Here is a 13,350-nt window from a genome sequence, read left to right on the forward strand (position 1 = left end):
CGGGGCCGCTCCGGGTGGGGCGCCGGAGCCGGGCAGCCGGTCGGGGCCTGTCAGGGCCGGTCGGCGGTGTCGGCCAGGCGGTCCATCAGACGCGCGGCGAGGCGGAGGACCTCGCGTTCGGTCTCGGTGAGGGCCTCCAGCGCGCCCGCCAGCCAGGCGTCCCGGCCGGCCATGTCGTGGGCCAGCGCGGTACGGCCGTCCGCGGTGAGGTGGAGGACGGACTGGCGGCGGTCCCGCTCGTCCGGGACCCGGCGGAGCAGGCCGTCGCGCTCCAGTTCGGCGAACACCCGGGTGAGCGACTGCGGCTGCTGGTGGTCGGCCGCGGCCAGTGCCCCCGGCGACATCGGGCCGTGCCGGAGCAGGTGCCCGAGCACGCTCAGCTTGTTCAGGCTGAGGCCCTCCCCCGCACGCTCGGACCGCAGTCGGCGGGCCAGTCGGGTGGCGCCCTGGCGGATCTCCGCCGCCTCGCTGAGCCATGGCTGGTCGATCTCCATATTGCTACGCTAACACTTACCACTTCGCATGGGAGAACTCCGTCGGTTCCTCGGTCAGCGTCAGCAGGCAAGGGAGAAATCCGTACGTGATGAGTAAGTATTTCTCCGGGTTACGCCGGGCCGTCCGCTTCGACCCGGGGCTGCTGCTGCTCCGCGAGACCGCCGTCACCACGGCCGCCATGCTGGCCGCCTACGGCTCCGCGCTGCTGATCGAGCACCTCGCGCACCTTCGGGTCGACGTGGTCGTCCAGGCCGTGGTGCTGGCGGCCACCGCCGCACGGGTCCAGCTCACCGCCGACCGGTACGACCGGCTGCTGGGGCTCGCCGTCCTGCCGGCCGCCGCCGCGGGCGCCGCCGAGGTCGGACGGCTGATGACCCTCCACCCGAACCTCGGCGACGCCCTCTTCACCCTCGGGACGGCGCTGCCGATCTGGGTCCGCCGGTTCGGCCCGCGAGCCGGGCGGGCGGGCGGCCTGCTGGTGCTGCCGCTGATCGCCCTGCTGGTCATGCCGCCGGACGCCGGGCCGCTCCCCGGCCACGACCACACCCTGTGGGTCGCGTTGATCGCGCTGGTCTCCGGCGCCTGGGTGGCCGTGGCCCAGGCCGTCGCCGTCCGGACCGGGCTGGTGCCCGCCCCCGTCCGGCCGCCCGCACCGGCCCCGGAACCGGCCGACCCGGGCGGCGCGGCACCGGAACCCCGACCGGCGGCCAGGTGGCGGCCGCTCGTCCACACCCGGATGGCCCTCCAGATGGCGGGCGCCGTGGGCGGGGCGTTCCTCGCCGGGCGCGCCGTCTGGCCGGACCACTGGGCCTGGGTGGTGCTCACCGCGTTCATCGTGTGCAGCGGCGCGCGCGGCCGGGCCGACGTCCTCTTCAAGGGACTGCTGCGGGCGGTCGGCGCGGCTGCGGGCACGGTCGTCGCGACGGCCGTCGCGGGCGCCTTCGGCCCGCACGAGAACGCCGCCGTGGTGCTCATCTTCGCGGTCCTCGCGCTCGCCACCTGGCTGCGCGAACTCAGCTACGCCTACTGGGCCGGGTGCGTCACCGCCGTGCTCTCGCTGCTGTACGGGTGGTTCGGCCAGGGCTCGGACGACCTGCTGCGCACCCGGCTGGCGGCGATCGGCCTCGGCGCGGCCGTCGGCATCGCGGCGGCCTGGCTGGTCCTCCCGCTCCGGACCCGGGACGTGCTGCGGCGGCGCACCGCCGACGCGCTGGCCGCGCTGACCGACCTGCTGGGTGTCGCCGGTACCGACCGGCCCGCCCTGCTGCGCGGCCGGGCGCGGTTCGCGTACGGCGTCGAGCAACTCGGGCTGATGGCCCGCCCGCTGCGGGCCGAGCGGAGCGCAGGCCGGCTGACACGGCGGCTGACCGGGCGTGGGGGCGGGCGTGGGGGCGGGTCGCCGGCCGACCGGCCCTACCGGGCGGACGTGGTGGACGCCGTCAGCGCCTGCGAGGCCCCGCTGCGCGTGCTGGTGGACGGGGCGGTAGCCGACCCGGCGCTCTGGTCGGATCCCCGGGTGGCCCGGCTCAACCGGGCGGTGGCGGCGAACACCGCAGCGGTCCGCCGGTCGATCGGACGCCGTCCCGGACCGGGCTACCAGGCGGTCCGCGCACGGATCCCCCGGCAGGCCGGGGCGGCGCCGACGGGCACTCCCGAGCAGCTGCGGATGCTGGCGGCGCTGCTCACCGTCGACGACGCGCTCGGCACCATGGCCGGCGTGTTCGGCGACCCGCCTCCGGCTCCGCCCGAGGACGGGGGCGGCGGCGAGCCGGGGGCCTCCTGACGCTCCACCCCGCCGGAGGACTCCGACGGGGCGAGGAGGGCGGTTCGGTCAGCGGGGTATGCGGTGGCGGCCCCGGGGGTTCTGTCGCTGGTCGGGGATCGGATTGCTCTCGGGGCTGAAGTGGCCGGCCTGGCGGGCGATCCAGGCGTATTCGGTGGTGCCGTCGGGGTGGTGGCGCAGTTCCCAGCGGCCGTGGCGGGTGATGGGGGGTGGGGGTGGGGTGTCCTCGATCCGCAGGCTCGTGACCACGCCGACGACGACGGTCGCGAGGGCGAGGGCGAGGAGGACGGCGAAGGCGGTGGCGACGAGGTAGTCGGTCATCGGAGGTATCCGAGGTGGTGGGCGAGGCTTTCGAGGAGGTCACGGGCCTGGGCGCGGGTGAGGGGGACGGCGAGGTGGTCGCCGGGGGCGGCGTTGATGTCGAGGTCGACGGGGAAGCGGAGCTGGAGGTCGGCGTCGGGGACGGACTCGACGGTGAGGTAGGGGACGGTGGTGCGCTCGATGTGCGGGCGCGGGATGGGGACGACGACGCCCATCGTGGGGCGGCCCCTTCCCGAGGCGGGCGGGGTCGGTCGCCGGCTCACGCGGCGGCGTCCAGCTCGAACCAGACGCGCTTGCCGTTCTTGGCGGCGTCGGCACCGAAGCGGTGGGTGAGGGAGCGGACGAGGTGGAGGCCGCGCCCGGAGAGCTCGTAGGGGTCGGCGGAGGTGCGGGGTTCGGGGAGGGTGGGGCTGTCGTCGGCGACGGAGACGCGGACGGTGCGGGTGGGGAGGAGGACGACCACGACGGTCGGGGCCTGGCAGCCCGCGTGGCGCCAGGCGTTGACGTACAGCTCGTGGAGGGCGAGTTCGGCGTCCGCGATGAGGTCGTCGGGCCAGGAGGAGAGGGTGAGCGCGGTGCGCAGCTCCTCGCGGGCGGCGGACCAGTCGGGCGGGTTGAAGGCACGCATGGGGAACCTCCGAGTGAGGTCGTGCGAGTGGGGAGGGTGAGCGTCGGCGGATGCGTCACCGTGAGCCAGGCCCGGCCATGGCTGCTCTGCGGTGCAAGAGGGCAGCAGGCACCTACCGCCCCAACAGACGAGCGTTACTGACGATCCGTCGGATCGCTATGAGACAGACCATAGCTGACATCCATGATAAATTTTCCATGGATTCAAGATGTTCCCTCTAACGTGGCAGAGCCAGCCCGGATGGACCGCCATCCGACCGCGCGGCAGACTGTGAACACCCCTGCCCCGGAAGGACCTCATGGCTCGACCGAACCCCACGCTCCGTCAGCGACGGCTGGGTACAGAGCTTCGAAGAATGCGCGAGCAGGCCGGCTTCGGTGGCAGTGAGCTCGGCCGCGCTGTGGGCATGAACCCAGCCCAGGTCACACAGATGGAGTCCGGGAAGATCGGCATCAGCGTGGAGCGCCTGCACACCATCGCGGCAGCCTGCATGTGCGTCAACCGACCCCTGATCGATGCACTCGCGGACATCATTACCGATCGCAGCAAGCCCGGCTGGTGGGAGGAGTACCGAGATACCTTGGCAACGGACTTCCTGGAGAATGCCGAACTTGAGAGCCATGCGAACAGGCTGGCCACCTACACCATCACGTTCGTTCCCGGGCTCCTCCAGACCGGCGCCTACGCGTCTGCGGTGTTCTCGAACTCAATCCCACCACTGCCTCGCCACGAGGTCGATCTACGAACGGCATTCCGCATGCAACGCCAGCGGGTGGTCCGTTCCGGGGCGACGCCGTACACCGCATTCATCCATGAGGCCGCCCTGCGGATGCAGTTCAGCGGCACAGGAGTTCTGGCTGAGCAGCTCGAAGCTCTCGCTGAGGACTCCGAGCGGACGACTATCTCGGTTCGCGTGGTGCCATTCAGTCTCGCCACGTTGCCCAGCCCGAGCGAGAACTTCACCTACGCGGAAGGGCCGATCCCCGAGTTGGATACCGCTCAGATCGATACCGGCCCAGGTTGCCAGCTCTTCGATGCCCCGGCTCACGTTGCACGGTTCAGAGCCATCCTGACGAGGATGGATTCAAGTGCCCTCCCCGAAGAGGAATCTCGGGACTTCATTCGAGCGATCCGAGAAGAAGCGGAAGGCAACCATGGCTAGCCTCACGTGGCAGAAGTCCACCTACTCAGGCGCGAACAACGACTGCCTTGAGGTTCGGCCTGCCAACGGCCTGGTCGAGCTGCGGGAATCCGACGACGGCGACGTCATCCTCCGCGCCACCGCCGCCACTTTCGCCGACCTCCTCCGCACCATCAAAGCCGGCGAACTCGACCACCACGCCTGAGCATCGGCGGCCCCCTGCACAGGCAGGGGGCCGCCGATGAGGGGCCGCCCCTCCGCCCCTACCAAATCACCGCAGCAACCCCGCCCACACAGGAAGTCGGCCGGACCGACTTCCTGCGCGCACCAGTCTGCCGCGTCAAGCGCGGATCCGTCGGCGGGAGCTCGTCGGTCGGTCCCGGGCGGTGTGGCATGTGGACTCCGGAGCTCCTGTTCGAAGTCAGACCAGTTTCCAGTGCCGGAAACACAAGCCTCTTGCCTGCACCCCGGTCACCTCGGGAACATCGTCACGACACCGGGCGAGTGGGAGGCACCAGTGAAGCTGACGCGGCTTGTAGGTTCCTGCGACGAAGGCGATTGCCCCACGCTGTACTTGACGGACCGGGGCACACTCGCCGTCCAGGGTGAGCGAGTGACTGAGCACGACCTCCGGATTCCGGCTCATGAGACGCTGGTCGAAATCCCCGTCGAACTCATCCGAGAGACGATCCGTGACAACCTCATCTAGGACCCTCGGCGACTGGTTCTCGGAGTTCGGCCACGAGGCCTTCCGGCTGGAGACCTTGGACGACTACAGCCAGTCGGGCGGAGTGGACGCCTACCGGGCGTTCCTCGCCGGCGAGGAGCAGCCGGAGGCGTACAGGACGGCCGGCTGGGTCGGGACGGTGGCCGACGCCACCCAGGCCGGTAAGCGCATGTACCGGGTTCACATCCTCGCGCGCCCGCTCACCGACTACCTCCGGTTCGAGCTCGCATGGGGGTACCACCGGAACATGGCGGCCGGCGAGGAGTTCTACATCCTCGACACCACCGACCAGGAGAACCCCGTTCCGGAGGCGCCGGACTTCTGGCTGTTCGACAACGACGCCGTGGCGGCGATGAGCTACGACGACAACGGGAAGTACCTCGGGCTCGAATTCCTTGACAGCAGCAGGCTCGCCGAATTCAAGGCGTACCGCGATCTCGCGATGGCACGCTCCGTACCGTTCACCGAATGGTGGGCACAGTACAGCGAGTGAACAGATCACGGCTCGGGGCGGCACTGCGGGAACTCCGGAAGGCTTCCGGCAAGGAAGCCAAGGCGGTGGCCCGTGGCGCTGTCATGTCTCCGAGCAAGTTGAGCAAGATCGAGACCGGCAAGGTGTCGCCCGCCATCGTGGACGTGGAGCGCATCCTCACGGCCATAGCCGTCTCGGACGAGGTCAAGGCCGAGTACATGGACGCCGCGCGGGCAGAGGCCACGGAAGCGACGGCGTGGCGTCTGATCCGGCGCCTGGGCCACTACCGCAAGCAGCAGCAGATCAAAGCCCTGGACGACTCCACCCAGTTGCTTCGCGTGTTCCAACCTTCCCTTGTCCCCGGCCTGTTGCAGACCCCGGAATACGCGCGAGCGGTGTTCGGGAGAAGAGATCTCAGCGAGGAGCAGTTGTCGCGGGCCGTCGCAGCACGACTGGCAAGGCAGCAATCTCTCTACGACACCACCAAGACCCTGCGATTCGTCATGACCGAGCCTGTTCTCCGGTGGCGCCTGGTGCCTGCCGCCATGATGGCCGGGCAGCTGGACCGCATCATTTCCGTATCCCGCCTGTCCCATGTGGATATTCGGATTGTGCCACTGGCCGCACCTCAGACCGATGTGCCGGCGCACTCTTTCGTCATCCGAGATGATCGCATGGTCACGGTCGAAACCATCCATGCCGAGGTAGTGGTCACCGACCCGCGAGACACTGAAGCGTACGTCCAGAAATTCGATGGATTCGCAGCCAGAGCTTTGTCCGGCGATGATATGCGGCGCATGGTCGAAGGAATTCGGGACGAGTTCTTGAGGGAACAGGAAATCGCCTCGTAGCACCTGCTTTCCGCCCTTACATTGGTGGCCAGCCCGACAACAGGAGCCACCGCCTGGCTCCTGACGACGACAGGAGCCAATACGTTGCAGCAATTCGACCTGTACGAGATCGAGATCCCGCCGGACGCGGCCGCATACAGGGCCTGTGGCGGCAACCCGCAGTCGGAGCACGAGACCTGCGCGACCCTGCGCGAGGTGCCGGGTGTTGACGGCGGGCTGTGGGTGATGGGTGACACCAAGCGGCCCGGTGCGGAACTGAGGTTCAGCAGCGCCGAACTGGCCGTTGCCGGTATCGACCCGGCCCGGTTCGACACGGCGGTCTGACACTCTCCGGGCACGAATCGGCCCCGCTCCCAGTGGAATCGGGAGCGGGGCCGGCTCATTCACCAACGGTAGGCGCGAATGGATCACTGGCACAGGCCCGGCCTGCACTGGCACTGCTACACCTGGGTGGGCGGCAGGCGCCCCGAGGACACCGAACGACGGCCGCCCGCATTCCAGAACGGCGCCCGCTCGGTCTGGCACAGCCCCGCCCCGCCGCTGGAGGTCATGCACTGGCTGGCCAAACCGGCATCCCAGATCGGGCACACCACCGACGACCCAGCCGATGCCCTCGTCTGGCTCGGCAAGCAGCTCGCCGAAGCCCCCGCCCTGGACACCGACCTCTCACCCGCACTCCGTCTGAAGCACGCCGATGCCTTCCTCCGCAGCTATCCCCACGACGTGGTGTGGAACTACTGGACACCCGGCCGGCAGCTCCGGGCCACCGCCGCCGTCTCCTGCCCCCGAATCCACAGTCCGACCTCCGAGCCTCCCCCGCCCTGCCCCGGTCGGCAACGGTGATCCCCCGCGCAGGAAGTCGGCCTGGCCGACTTCCTGCGCGCGGAGCGGAGCCGTTGCGTGCCGCAGGGGCCGGGCTTCGAGAGGAGTCTCGAAGCCCGGCCCCCGTTCGGGCCCGCCGGTCAGCCCCCGGCGGGGCCGAGCACCCGGTCGAGGAAGGCGGGCAGCCCGCGCTTCACCCCACCGAACGCCTCGTGGCCGGCCCGGTACCGCTGCCAGCGCACCGGGTGCCCCCAGTCCGCCAGCACGTCCCGCACCTTCGCCCCGCTCTGCTCCGGGATCACCCAGTCGAACGCGCCGTGACCGATCCAGACCGGCAGGTCCGCCGCGACCGCCGACCGGCGGGAGGCCAGCAACGGGACGGCCTCCTCCGGGAGGAACGGCGCGTACAGCGCCAGCCCGGCCAGCCGCTGCGGGTACCGCAGGGCCAGCACCAGCGACATCAGCGCCCCCTGCGAGAACCCGGCGACCACCGTCCGCCCGGCTCCCACCCGGGCCGTCTCCTCGTCCAACACCGCGCGCAGCCGCCGCTCCACCGCGAGCACGCTCGGCAGCGACTCCGGACCGGGGTGGTCCAGCGAGAAGACGTCCTGCTGGAACCAGGCCCGCGCCGGATCGCCGGAGACCCGGCCGATCGGCCGCAGCGGCGCCCGCGGGAAGACCCCGCGGATCCCCGCCCGGTCCAGCCCCATCCGGTCGGCCACCTCGATCAGGCTCTCCGGCTCCTGACCGAGACCGTGCAGCCACAGGACGGTCGCACGGTGCCCGCCGACCGGCTCGATCACCTCGACCGGCAGGTCCACCGCGGGCACCGCCCTCCCGCCGCTCACCGGACCGGCGCCGGGCGCGGTCGTTCCGGGCGCCGGAAGACCATCGACGCGTACTGCCCGCCGAAGCCGAAGGAGTTCTTCAGCACCGTGCTCACCGGGCGCTCCACCGGGGTGAGTGAGGTCTTCACCGCGCAGGCCGGGTCGGGCTCGGTGCAGGTCACCACGGGCGGGATGACGCCCCGCCCGAGGGTGAGCGCCGCCGCCACCGTCTCCACCACCCCGGACGCGGCGGAGCCGTGCCCGGTGAGCGACTTCACCGCGCAGACGTCGAGTTCCGCCGTCCGCTCGCCGAACACCCGGTGCAGCGCCCGGGCCTCGGTGATGTCGTTGAGCTTGGTGGACGTCCCGTGCGCGTTGACGGTGTCGATGTCGTCCGGTGTCAGTCCGGACCCGGCGATCGCGGTGCGCATCACCCGCTCGACCATGCCGACCTGCGGCGCGGTGATGTGGGTGGTGTCCACCGCCAGGCCCCAGCCCCCGACCACGGCGTGCGTCTCGGTCACGCCCCGCCGGGCGGCGTGGGCCGCCGTCTCCAGGACCAGCGCGCCGGCCGACTCGTTGATCACCATGCCGGAGCGGCGCCGGTCGAACGGCATCGAGGAGTGGGCCGGGTCGCCCTTCCAGCGGGACAGCGCCATCAGCTGCCCGTACTGGGAGAGCACGTACTGGGTGTTGCGGGACACCGAGACCGCCACCACGGCGACCTCCACCCGGCCCAGCCGCAGCAGCCGGACCGCCTCGGCGATCGAGCGCAGGCCGCCGGAGCAGGTGGCCTCCACCCGGGAGGCGATCAGCGGGACGCCGAGGCGTCCGGCCAGTTCGACCGGGAAGGCCGAGTGGTCCGAGGTCTCCGCCGACAGCCGCCGGTTGCGCAGGTTCTCCAGCACGACGGCCGGGTCGTTCCCGATCCTCCGGTACCGCTCGCCGAGCTCCCGGAAGTGGACGGCGTAGTCCTGCGGGAAGGAGCCGCTCGGCCCGGGCCAGACCCGGGACCAGACCAGTCCGGCGGCCTCGCCGCCGATCGGGCCGGTGATCCCGGCGTCCCCGAGCGCCTGGTCCACCACGCAGTGCAGCAGGGTGTCGCCCCAGGTGCGGTCCGGGCCGCCCCAGCGCTCGGCGACCTCCTTCCGGACGTCGTCGGGGATGAGCCCGGCGGCCCAGCCGCAGGGCAGTCCGCCGAGGTCCATCCGGGTCTCGGCGACCACGCCCGACCGGCCGGCCAGGTTGGCCTCCCAGAAGTCCTCCACGGTCGCGCCGATCGGGGTGACCACGCCCATCCCGGTGATCACGATGTCGTCGTCCGTCATTGCTCCTCCTCCCGCCGTGCGTGGTGGTCGCCCGGGGCTCCCGTGGCGCCGCCGAGCACCAGGGCGCCCGCCGAGGCGGTGCCCCGGCCGTGGTCGACCCCGGTGATCAGCGCGGTGCCCAGGCCCGGCACCGGGCGGGCCGTCCCGGTCACCGTGTCCGGGCCTCCCAACCGGGGGTCGGGACGCCGCAGCAGGCCGACCGGCGGCAGCTGGCCGCGCCGCAGCGACTCCACCGCGAGCGCGGTGTCGATCAGCGCCGAACACTCGGTGGCGAGGCCCAGGGTGCCCTTGCTGCTCGTCACCGGCACCGCGCCGACCTGCGGCAGGACGGCCGAGCACTCCTCCCGGTCGGCGGTCTGCGAGCCCGAGCCGTGCGCCCACCAGAGGTCGGGCCGGCCGCCGGCCCGGCGGAGCGCCGCCCGCACCGCCAGGCCGGTCGCGCTCGCCCGGTCGGCGGCGACCACCGTCTCGCAGGCGAGCAGCCGGGCCAGGGCCCGGGGCGCCGGGGCGTCCGCCGGAGCGGCCCGCTCCAGCAGGACGGCGGCGGCGCCCTGGCCGAGCAGCGGACCGGCCCGGTCCTCGTCGAACGGGCCGCGGCCGGGGACGGCCTCGGTGCCGATCGGCTCGTCCCGGTCGAAGGAGGCGAGCGCGGTGACCGAGGACGGCGGAGCCACCCCGACCACCAGCACCCGCTCCAGCTCACCGCTCTCCAGCAGCCGCAGCGCGAGCGCCAGGGCGCCGAGGCCACCGGCCGCCACCTCGCCGTAGGCGGCGACGTTGGAGCCCCGGAAGCCGGTCGTCATGCAGACGAACTGGCCCAGCTGGGAGGGGATGCCGCGGATGTAGGAGTAGTCCGGCACCTCCTCGTAGAGCAGGGTGGCGAGGGGGCGCGGGTCGTCCAGGGCCATCCCGGCGAGTCTGGGCATCACGTCGCCCAGCTCGTCCCCGGTGCTGCCGACGGCCATCACGGTGCCGCCGCGCTCCGGGTCCCCCCAGCCGGGGTGGTCCGGGGCGTCCGGGTCGCGGCCGGCCTGCCGCAGGGCGAGCCGGGCCGCCTCGACCGCCCAGTAGGCGGCCAGGTTGGCGTACTTGCGGTTGTCCACCCAGGGCTTGCCGGGCGGCCACCCCACGGCGGCGCGGTCGACGGCGGCCACCGGCCAGGGCAGCGGCCCGTCCGAGTCGAAGAACGACCGGCCGGCGGCCATCGCGGACCAGAGCGGTTCGGTGCCCAGACCGGCCGGGGAGACCACCCCGGTACCGGTCACGATCACCTCGGACATGGCGACTCCCCCCTTCCCGGTGTCACTCCCCCACCCGCAGCGGACTGTTGAGGTTGCCCCAGAGCGCGTAGCCGCCGTCCACCGTGATGGTCTGCCCGACGATCCAGGCGGCCTCGTCCAGGCAGAGCATGGCGACCACGTCGGCGCTGTTCTCGGGGGTGGTCATCTGCCCCTCCGTCCACGGGGTGACCGAGAGCTCGTGCCGCACCCCGTGGTTGAAGTCGGGCCGGACGTTGAAGACGCCGGTCTGCACCAGGCCCGGGCGGACGCAGTTGGCGACGATGCCGTGCGGCGCCAGCTCGTAGGACAGGAACCGGGTGAGGTTCTCCAGGGCGGCCTTGGCGGCGCCGAGCAGACCGGCGCGCGGCACGATCCGGGTGGTGGTCGAGTTGGTGATGGTGATGAACCGGGCGCCGGGGCGGCCCTTCATCAGCGGCACCGCGTGCTTGGCCAGCAGCCAGGTGGCCCGGGCGTTGGTGTCCTGGACGAACTGCCACTGGCCGAGCGTGGCGTCCTCCAGCAGTGAGAACTTCGTGGCCGCGGCGTTCTGGACCAGGATGTGCAGGTCGCCGTGGGCCTCGGCGACCTCGGCGATCAGCTCCTCGGCGGCCTCCGCCTCGGACAGGTCGGCCCGGTGCAGGGTCACCTTGGCTCCCGCCGCGGTGAGTTCGGCGGCGAGCTCCTTCGCCGGTCCGCCCCGGTCGACGTAGTTGATCGCCACGGTGGCGCCCCAGGCCGCGAGCTTGCGGCTGATGCCCGCGCCGATGCCGCGCGAGCCGCCGGTGACCAGGGCCACCCGGCCCTCCAGCGGGCGGGGCGAGAGCGGCCCGGGCACCGGGGCCGGCGGGTGGTTCGCGGAATCGTCGGTCATCGGTCTGTCCTCTCGCTGGTCCGGGCGGGGGCGGTCGTCACCCGCGCCGGCTCGGTGGTGGTTCCCGGGGCGGCCGGGTCCGTTCGGGGGGTGAGCGCGACGGCCGCGGCCCGGCGCAGCACCACCACGCTCATCCGGCCGATCGCGTACACCCGGCCGTCCTCGTCGTGCACCCGCCGGGTGGACTCGACCAGCCCGAGCCGGTCGTCGATCTCGACGGCCCGGCCGGTCCGGGTGGTGAACCAGAACGGGGTGTCGGGGTAGAGCGGGCGGACGAAGTCCCAGGCCAGCGTCCGCAGGCCGACGACGGCGGCCGGCGAGCCGTGCTGGACGACCCAGCCGGAGGTGATCGAGTGGATGAAGCCGCCGGGCACGATCCGCCGGGTGCGGTCGAGGGCCCGGGCGAAGGCGTCGTCGTCGTGGACGGGGTGCTTCTCGCCCATCAGGTCGAGCAGGCGGTCGAGCAGGTCGCCGCCGAAGACCAGCGGACCGAACCGGTGGTCGGGCGCGCCCACCAGGTCCTCCCAGTACTTCACGCGGGCACCCCCGCCCGGCGCGGCCGGGCGCCGGCCGCGGCCCGCATCACCAGCCGGCCGCCGTCCACCGTGAAGGTCTGGCCCTGGATGTAGTCGGCCTCGTCCCCGGCCAGGAAGGCGACCAGGCCGGAGATGTCCTCGGGCAAACCCCAGCGGGTGCCGGCGCCGTCCGAACCGAGCCGCTCGGCGACGGCGTCGGTCATCTCGGTGCGCACCTTGCCGGGGGCGACGGTGTTGATCCGGATGCCCTTGCGTCCGACCTCGACGGCCAGCGTGCGGGTGAGTGCCTCCAGCCCGCCCTTGGCGGCCGCGTAGGCGCTCTGGCCCGGGCCGGGGATCCGCACCGAGTTGGACGAGATGTTGACGATCCGGCCCCACCCCTGGTCGAGCATGACCGGGAGGACCTCCCGGCAGGCCAGGAAGGGCCCGGTCAGGTTGATCCGGAGCACCCGCTCCCAGTGCGCGGTCGGGGTGGCGGCGACCAGCCGGTCGTCGATCACGGCCGCGTTGTTGACCAGGACGTGCAGCGCGCCCTCCAGGTCGGCGATCCGCTCGACCAGGTCGACGACCTGCTTCTCGTCCGCGACGTCGGCGCGGTGGGCGACCGCCCGGCCGCCGGCCGCCGTGACGGCGGCGACGACGTTCCGGGCGGCCTCCTCGGCCTCGCGGTAGACCAGGTGCACGGTCAGGCCCTCGGCGGCGAGGCGGTGCACGACGGCCGCGCCGATGCCGCGCGAGCCGCCCGTGACCAGGGCGACCCGGCCGGTGCCGGACTCGGTCGAGGGCCGCTCAGACACGCTGGGCCGCCTCGACCACGGCCAGGATCGAGCCGACCGTGCGGCGGTGCTCGGCCGCGGTCTCGTTCCAGCTGTCGAGGTCGAAGTCGACGCCGAGCCTGCGGTTGATTTTCCGGGCCAGCTGAAGAAGGTCCAGGGAATCCAGCCCGAGGTCCTCGACCACCGAGTCGGCCTGGGTGATCGGCTGGTCTTCCAGGCCGGATTTGACGTCCTTGAGCAGCTCGACCAGGACGTTGAAATCGGCGTTTTCCGTGGGCGACATAATGCCTCCTCCGAGAGTTCCTAAATACCGCTGCGGACGCCGCCAATGCCAACAGACCGGTAAAGGCTGCCGCAAGAGCCACTCGGCCCGGCGGCGCCGGACAATCACGCCGGCCGGACGCCCGCCGGGCCCGGCTTCACCCAGGCCAGGGCGGCGGAATCCGTTCCGCCGCATTCCGGACGAATTGAATCAACGGCTCCCCGCAAGAC

General features: G+C 72.2%; 19 protein-coding genes. 8 read left to right on the forward strand and 11 right to left on the reverse strand.

All coding sequences use genetic code 11. The features are described 5' to 3' along the window. Positions 1-50: 50 nt before the first annotated feature. Complete coding sequence (locus tag PUR61_RS32225; protein ID WP_329883033.1) at positions 51-494, reverse strand: MarR family winged helix-turn-helix transcriptional regulator; 444 nt, start codon at positions 492-494, stop codon at positions 51-53. An 89-nt stretch (positions 495-583) separates the two neighbouring features. On the opposite strand from PUR61_RS32225, the gene PUR61_RS32230 reads away from it, so the two are divergent. After that, complete coding sequence (locus PUR61_RS32230) at positions 584-2,278, forward strand: FUSC family protein (protein ID WP_329883034.1); 1,695 nt, start codon at positions 584-586, stop codon at positions 2,276-2,278. Positions 2,279-2,326: 48 nt separating this feature from the next. Here the strand turns inward: PUR61_RS32230 and PUR61_RS32235 are convergent, their stop codons facing one another. From PUR61_RS32235 to PUR61_RS32245, 3 genes are read right to left on the reverse strand one after another with little or no spacing between them, the layout of a single operon-like run. Further along, the gene (locus PUR61_RS32235; protein ID WP_329883035.1) at positions 2,327-2,599 is read right to left on the reverse strand and encodes a hypothetical protein; all 273 of its coding nucleotides are present in this window, start codon (positions 2,597-2,599) and stop codon (positions 2,327-2,329) included. Next, entirely contained in the window at positions 2,596-2,814 is a 219-nt protein-coding gene (locus PUR61_RS32240; RefSeq protein ID WP_329883036.1) for a hypothetical protein, read from the reverse strand. The genes PUR61_RS32235 and PUR61_RS32240 overlap by 4 nt, the downstream gene beginning before the upstream one ends. A gap of 44 nt (positions 2,815-2,858) precedes the next feature. Further along, positions 2,859-3,227: an ATP-binding protein gene (locus tag PUR61_RS32245; RefSeq protein ID WP_329883037.1), complete on the reverse strand. Its 369-nt coding sequence runs from the start codon at positions 3,225-3,227 to the stop codon at positions 2,859-2,861. Between the two features lie 298 nt (positions 3,228-3,525). On the opposite strand from PUR61_RS32245, the gene PUR61_RS32250 reads away from it, so the two are divergent. The 7 genes from PUR61_RS32250 to PUR61_RS32280 all read left to right on the forward strand — a co-directional run bounded on the left by PUR61_RS32250 (position 3,526) and on the right by PUR61_RS32280 (position 7,261). After that, positions 3,526-4,389 carry a helix-turn-helix domain-containing protein gene (locus tag PUR61_RS32250; protein WP_329883038.1) on the forward strand — a complete coding sequence of 288 codons (864 nt, stop codon included), beginning with the start codon at positions 3,526-3,528 and terminating at the stop codon, positions 4,387-4,389. Beyond that, complete coding sequence (locus PUR61_RS32255) at positions 4,382-4,573, forward strand: DUF397 domain-containing protein (RefSeq protein ID WP_329883039.1); 192 nt, start codon at positions 4,382-4,384, stop codon at positions 4,571-4,573. Before PUR61_RS32250 ends, PUR61_RS32255 begins: the two co-directional genes overlap by 8 nt. 312 nt (positions 4,574-4,885) lie before the next feature. Next, on the forward strand, positions 4,886-5,077 hold the full coding sequence (locus PUR61_RS32260) for a hypothetical protein (RefSeq protein ID WP_329883040.1): 192 nt from the start codon (positions 4,886-4,888) through the stop codon (positions 5,075-5,077). Beyond that, positions 5,061-5,588 (forward strand): DUF6879 family protein, encoded by a 528-nt coding sequence (locus PUR61_RS32265; RefSeq protein ID WP_329883041.1) that lies wholly within the window; start codon positions 5,061-5,063, stop codon positions 5,586-5,588. The genes PUR61_RS32260 and PUR61_RS32265 overlap by 17 nt, the downstream gene beginning before the upstream one ends. Further along, positions 5,585-6,418 carry a helix-turn-helix domain-containing protein gene (locus tag PUR61_RS32270; protein ID WP_329883042.1) on the forward strand — a complete coding sequence of 278 codons (834 nt, stop codon included), beginning with the start codon at positions 5,585-5,587 and terminating at the stop codon, positions 6,416-6,418. Before PUR61_RS32265 ends, PUR61_RS32270 begins: the two co-directional genes overlap by 4 nt. A gap of 84 nt (positions 6,419-6,502) precedes the next feature. Beyond that, positions 6,503-6,742, forward strand: a complete 240-nt coding sequence (locus PUR61_RS32275; protein WP_329883043.1) for a DUF397 domain-containing protein — start codon at positions 6,503-6,505, stop codon at positions 6,740-6,742. 78 nt (positions 6,743-6,820) lie between these two features. Then, entirely contained in the window at positions 6,821-7,261 is a 441-nt protein-coding gene (locus PUR61_RS32280) for a hypothetical protein (protein WP_329883044.1), read from the forward strand. A gap of 119 nt (positions 7,262-7,380) precedes the next feature. Here PUR61_RS32280 and PUR61_RS32285 read toward each other — a convergent pair whose 3' ends face one another. The 7 genes from PUR61_RS32285 to PUR61_RS32315 are packed head-to-tail and all read right to left on the reverse strand — an operon-like array spanning position 7,381 to position 13,141. After that, a complete protein-coding gene (locus PUR61_RS32285) occupies positions 7,381-8,070 on the reverse strand; it encodes an alpha/beta hydrolase (RefSeq protein WP_329883045.1) in 690 nt (229 codons plus the stop codon). A gap of 14 nt (positions 8,071-8,084) precedes the next feature. Further along, positions 8,085-9,395: a beta-ketoacyl-[acyl-carrier-protein] synthase family protein gene (locus PUR61_RS32290; RefSeq protein ID WP_329883046.1), complete on the reverse strand. Its 1,311-nt coding sequence runs from the start codon at positions 9,393-9,395 to the stop codon at positions 8,085-8,087. Further along, the gene (locus PUR61_RS32295; RefSeq protein ID WP_329883047.1) at positions 9,392-10,675 is read right to left on the reverse strand and encodes a beta-ketoacyl synthase N-terminal-like domain-containing protein; all 1,284 of its coding nucleotides are present in this window, start codon (positions 10,673-10,675) and stop codon (positions 9,392-9,394) included. Before PUR61_RS32295 ends, PUR61_RS32290 begins: the two co-directional genes overlap by 4 nt. A 22-nt stretch (positions 10,676-10,697) precedes the next feature. Continuing rightward, on the reverse strand, positions 10,698-11,546 hold the full coding sequence (locus tag PUR61_RS32300) for an SDR family NAD(P)-dependent oxidoreductase (protein WP_329883048.1): 849 nt from the start codon (positions 11,544-11,546) through the stop codon (positions 10,698-10,700). Beyond that, positions 11,543-12,082: a MaoC family dehydratase gene (locus PUR61_RS32305; protein ID WP_329883049.1), complete on the reverse strand. Its 540-nt coding sequence runs from the start codon at positions 12,080-12,082 to the stop codon at positions 11,543-11,545. The genes PUR61_RS32300 and PUR61_RS32305 overlap by 4 nt, the downstream gene beginning before the upstream one ends. After that, positions 12,079-12,879: an SDR family NAD(P)-dependent oxidoreductase gene (locus tag PUR61_RS32310; RefSeq protein WP_329883050.1), complete on the reverse strand. Its 801-nt coding sequence runs from the start codon at positions 12,877-12,879 to the stop codon at positions 12,079-12,081. The genes PUR61_RS32305 and PUR61_RS32310 overlap by 4 nt, the downstream gene beginning before the upstream one ends. Further along, positions 12,872-13,141, reverse strand: a complete 270-nt coding sequence (locus tag PUR61_RS32315) for a phosphopantetheine-binding protein (RefSeq protein WP_329883051.1) — start codon at positions 13,139-13,141, stop codon at positions 12,872-12,874. Before PUR61_RS32315 ends, PUR61_RS32310 begins: the two co-directional genes overlap by 8 nt. Positions 13,142-13,350 lie beyond the last annotated feature (209 nt).

It is taken from the genome of Streptomyces sp. BE20 (genome assembly GCF_036322525.1).
GTDB lineage: Bacteria > Actinomycetota > Actinomycetes > Streptomycetales > Streptomycetaceae > Kitasatospora.

Coding starts and splice junctions, on each gene's coding strand:
- PUR61_RS32225 (WP_329883033.1), bottom strand. CDS start 494: ATGGAGATCGACCAGCCATGGCTCAGCGAGGCGGCGGAGATCCGCCAG.
- PUR61_RS32230 (WP_329883034.1), top strand. CDS start 584: ATGAGTAAGTATTTCTCCGGGTTACGCCGGGCCGTCCGCTTCGACCCG.
- PUR61_RS32235 (WP_329883035.1), bottom strand. CDS start 2,599: ATGACCGACTACCTCGTCGCCACCGCCTTCGCCGTCCTCCTCGCCCTC.
- PUR61_RS32240 (WP_329883036.1), bottom strand. CDS start 2,814: ATGGGCGTCGTCGTCCCCATCCCGCGCCCGCACATCGAGCGCACCACC.
- PUR61_RS32245 (WP_329883037.1), bottom strand. CDS start 3,227: ATGCGTGCCTTCAACCCGCCCGACTGGTCCGCCGCCCGCGAGGAGCTG.
- PUR61_RS32250 (WP_329883038.1), top strand. CDS start 3,526: ATGGCTCGACCGAACCCCACGCTCCGTCAGCGACGGCTGGGTACAGAG.
- PUR61_RS32255 (WP_329883039.1), top strand. CDS start 4,382: ATGGCTAGCCTCACGTGGCAGAAGTCCACCTACTCAGGCGCGAACAAC.
- PUR61_RS32280 (WP_329883044.1), top strand. CDS start 6,821: ATGGATCACTGGCACAGGCCCGGCCTGCACTGGCACTGCTACACCTGG.
- PUR61_RS32290 (WP_329883046.1), bottom strand. CDS start 9,395: ATGACGGACGACGACATCGTGATCACCGGGATGGGCGTGGTCACCCCG.
- PUR61_RS32295 (WP_329883047.1), bottom strand. CDS start 10,675: ATGTCCGAGGTGATCGTGACCGGTACCGGGGTGGTCTCCCCGGCCGGT.
- PUR61_RS32300 (WP_329883048.1), bottom strand. CDS start 11,546: ATGACCGACGATTCCGCGAACCACCCGCCGGCCCCGGTGCCCGGGCCG.
- PUR61_RS32315 (WP_329883051.1), bottom strand. CDS start 13,141: ATGTCGCCCACGGAAAACGCCGATTTCAACGTCCTGGTCGAGCTGCTC.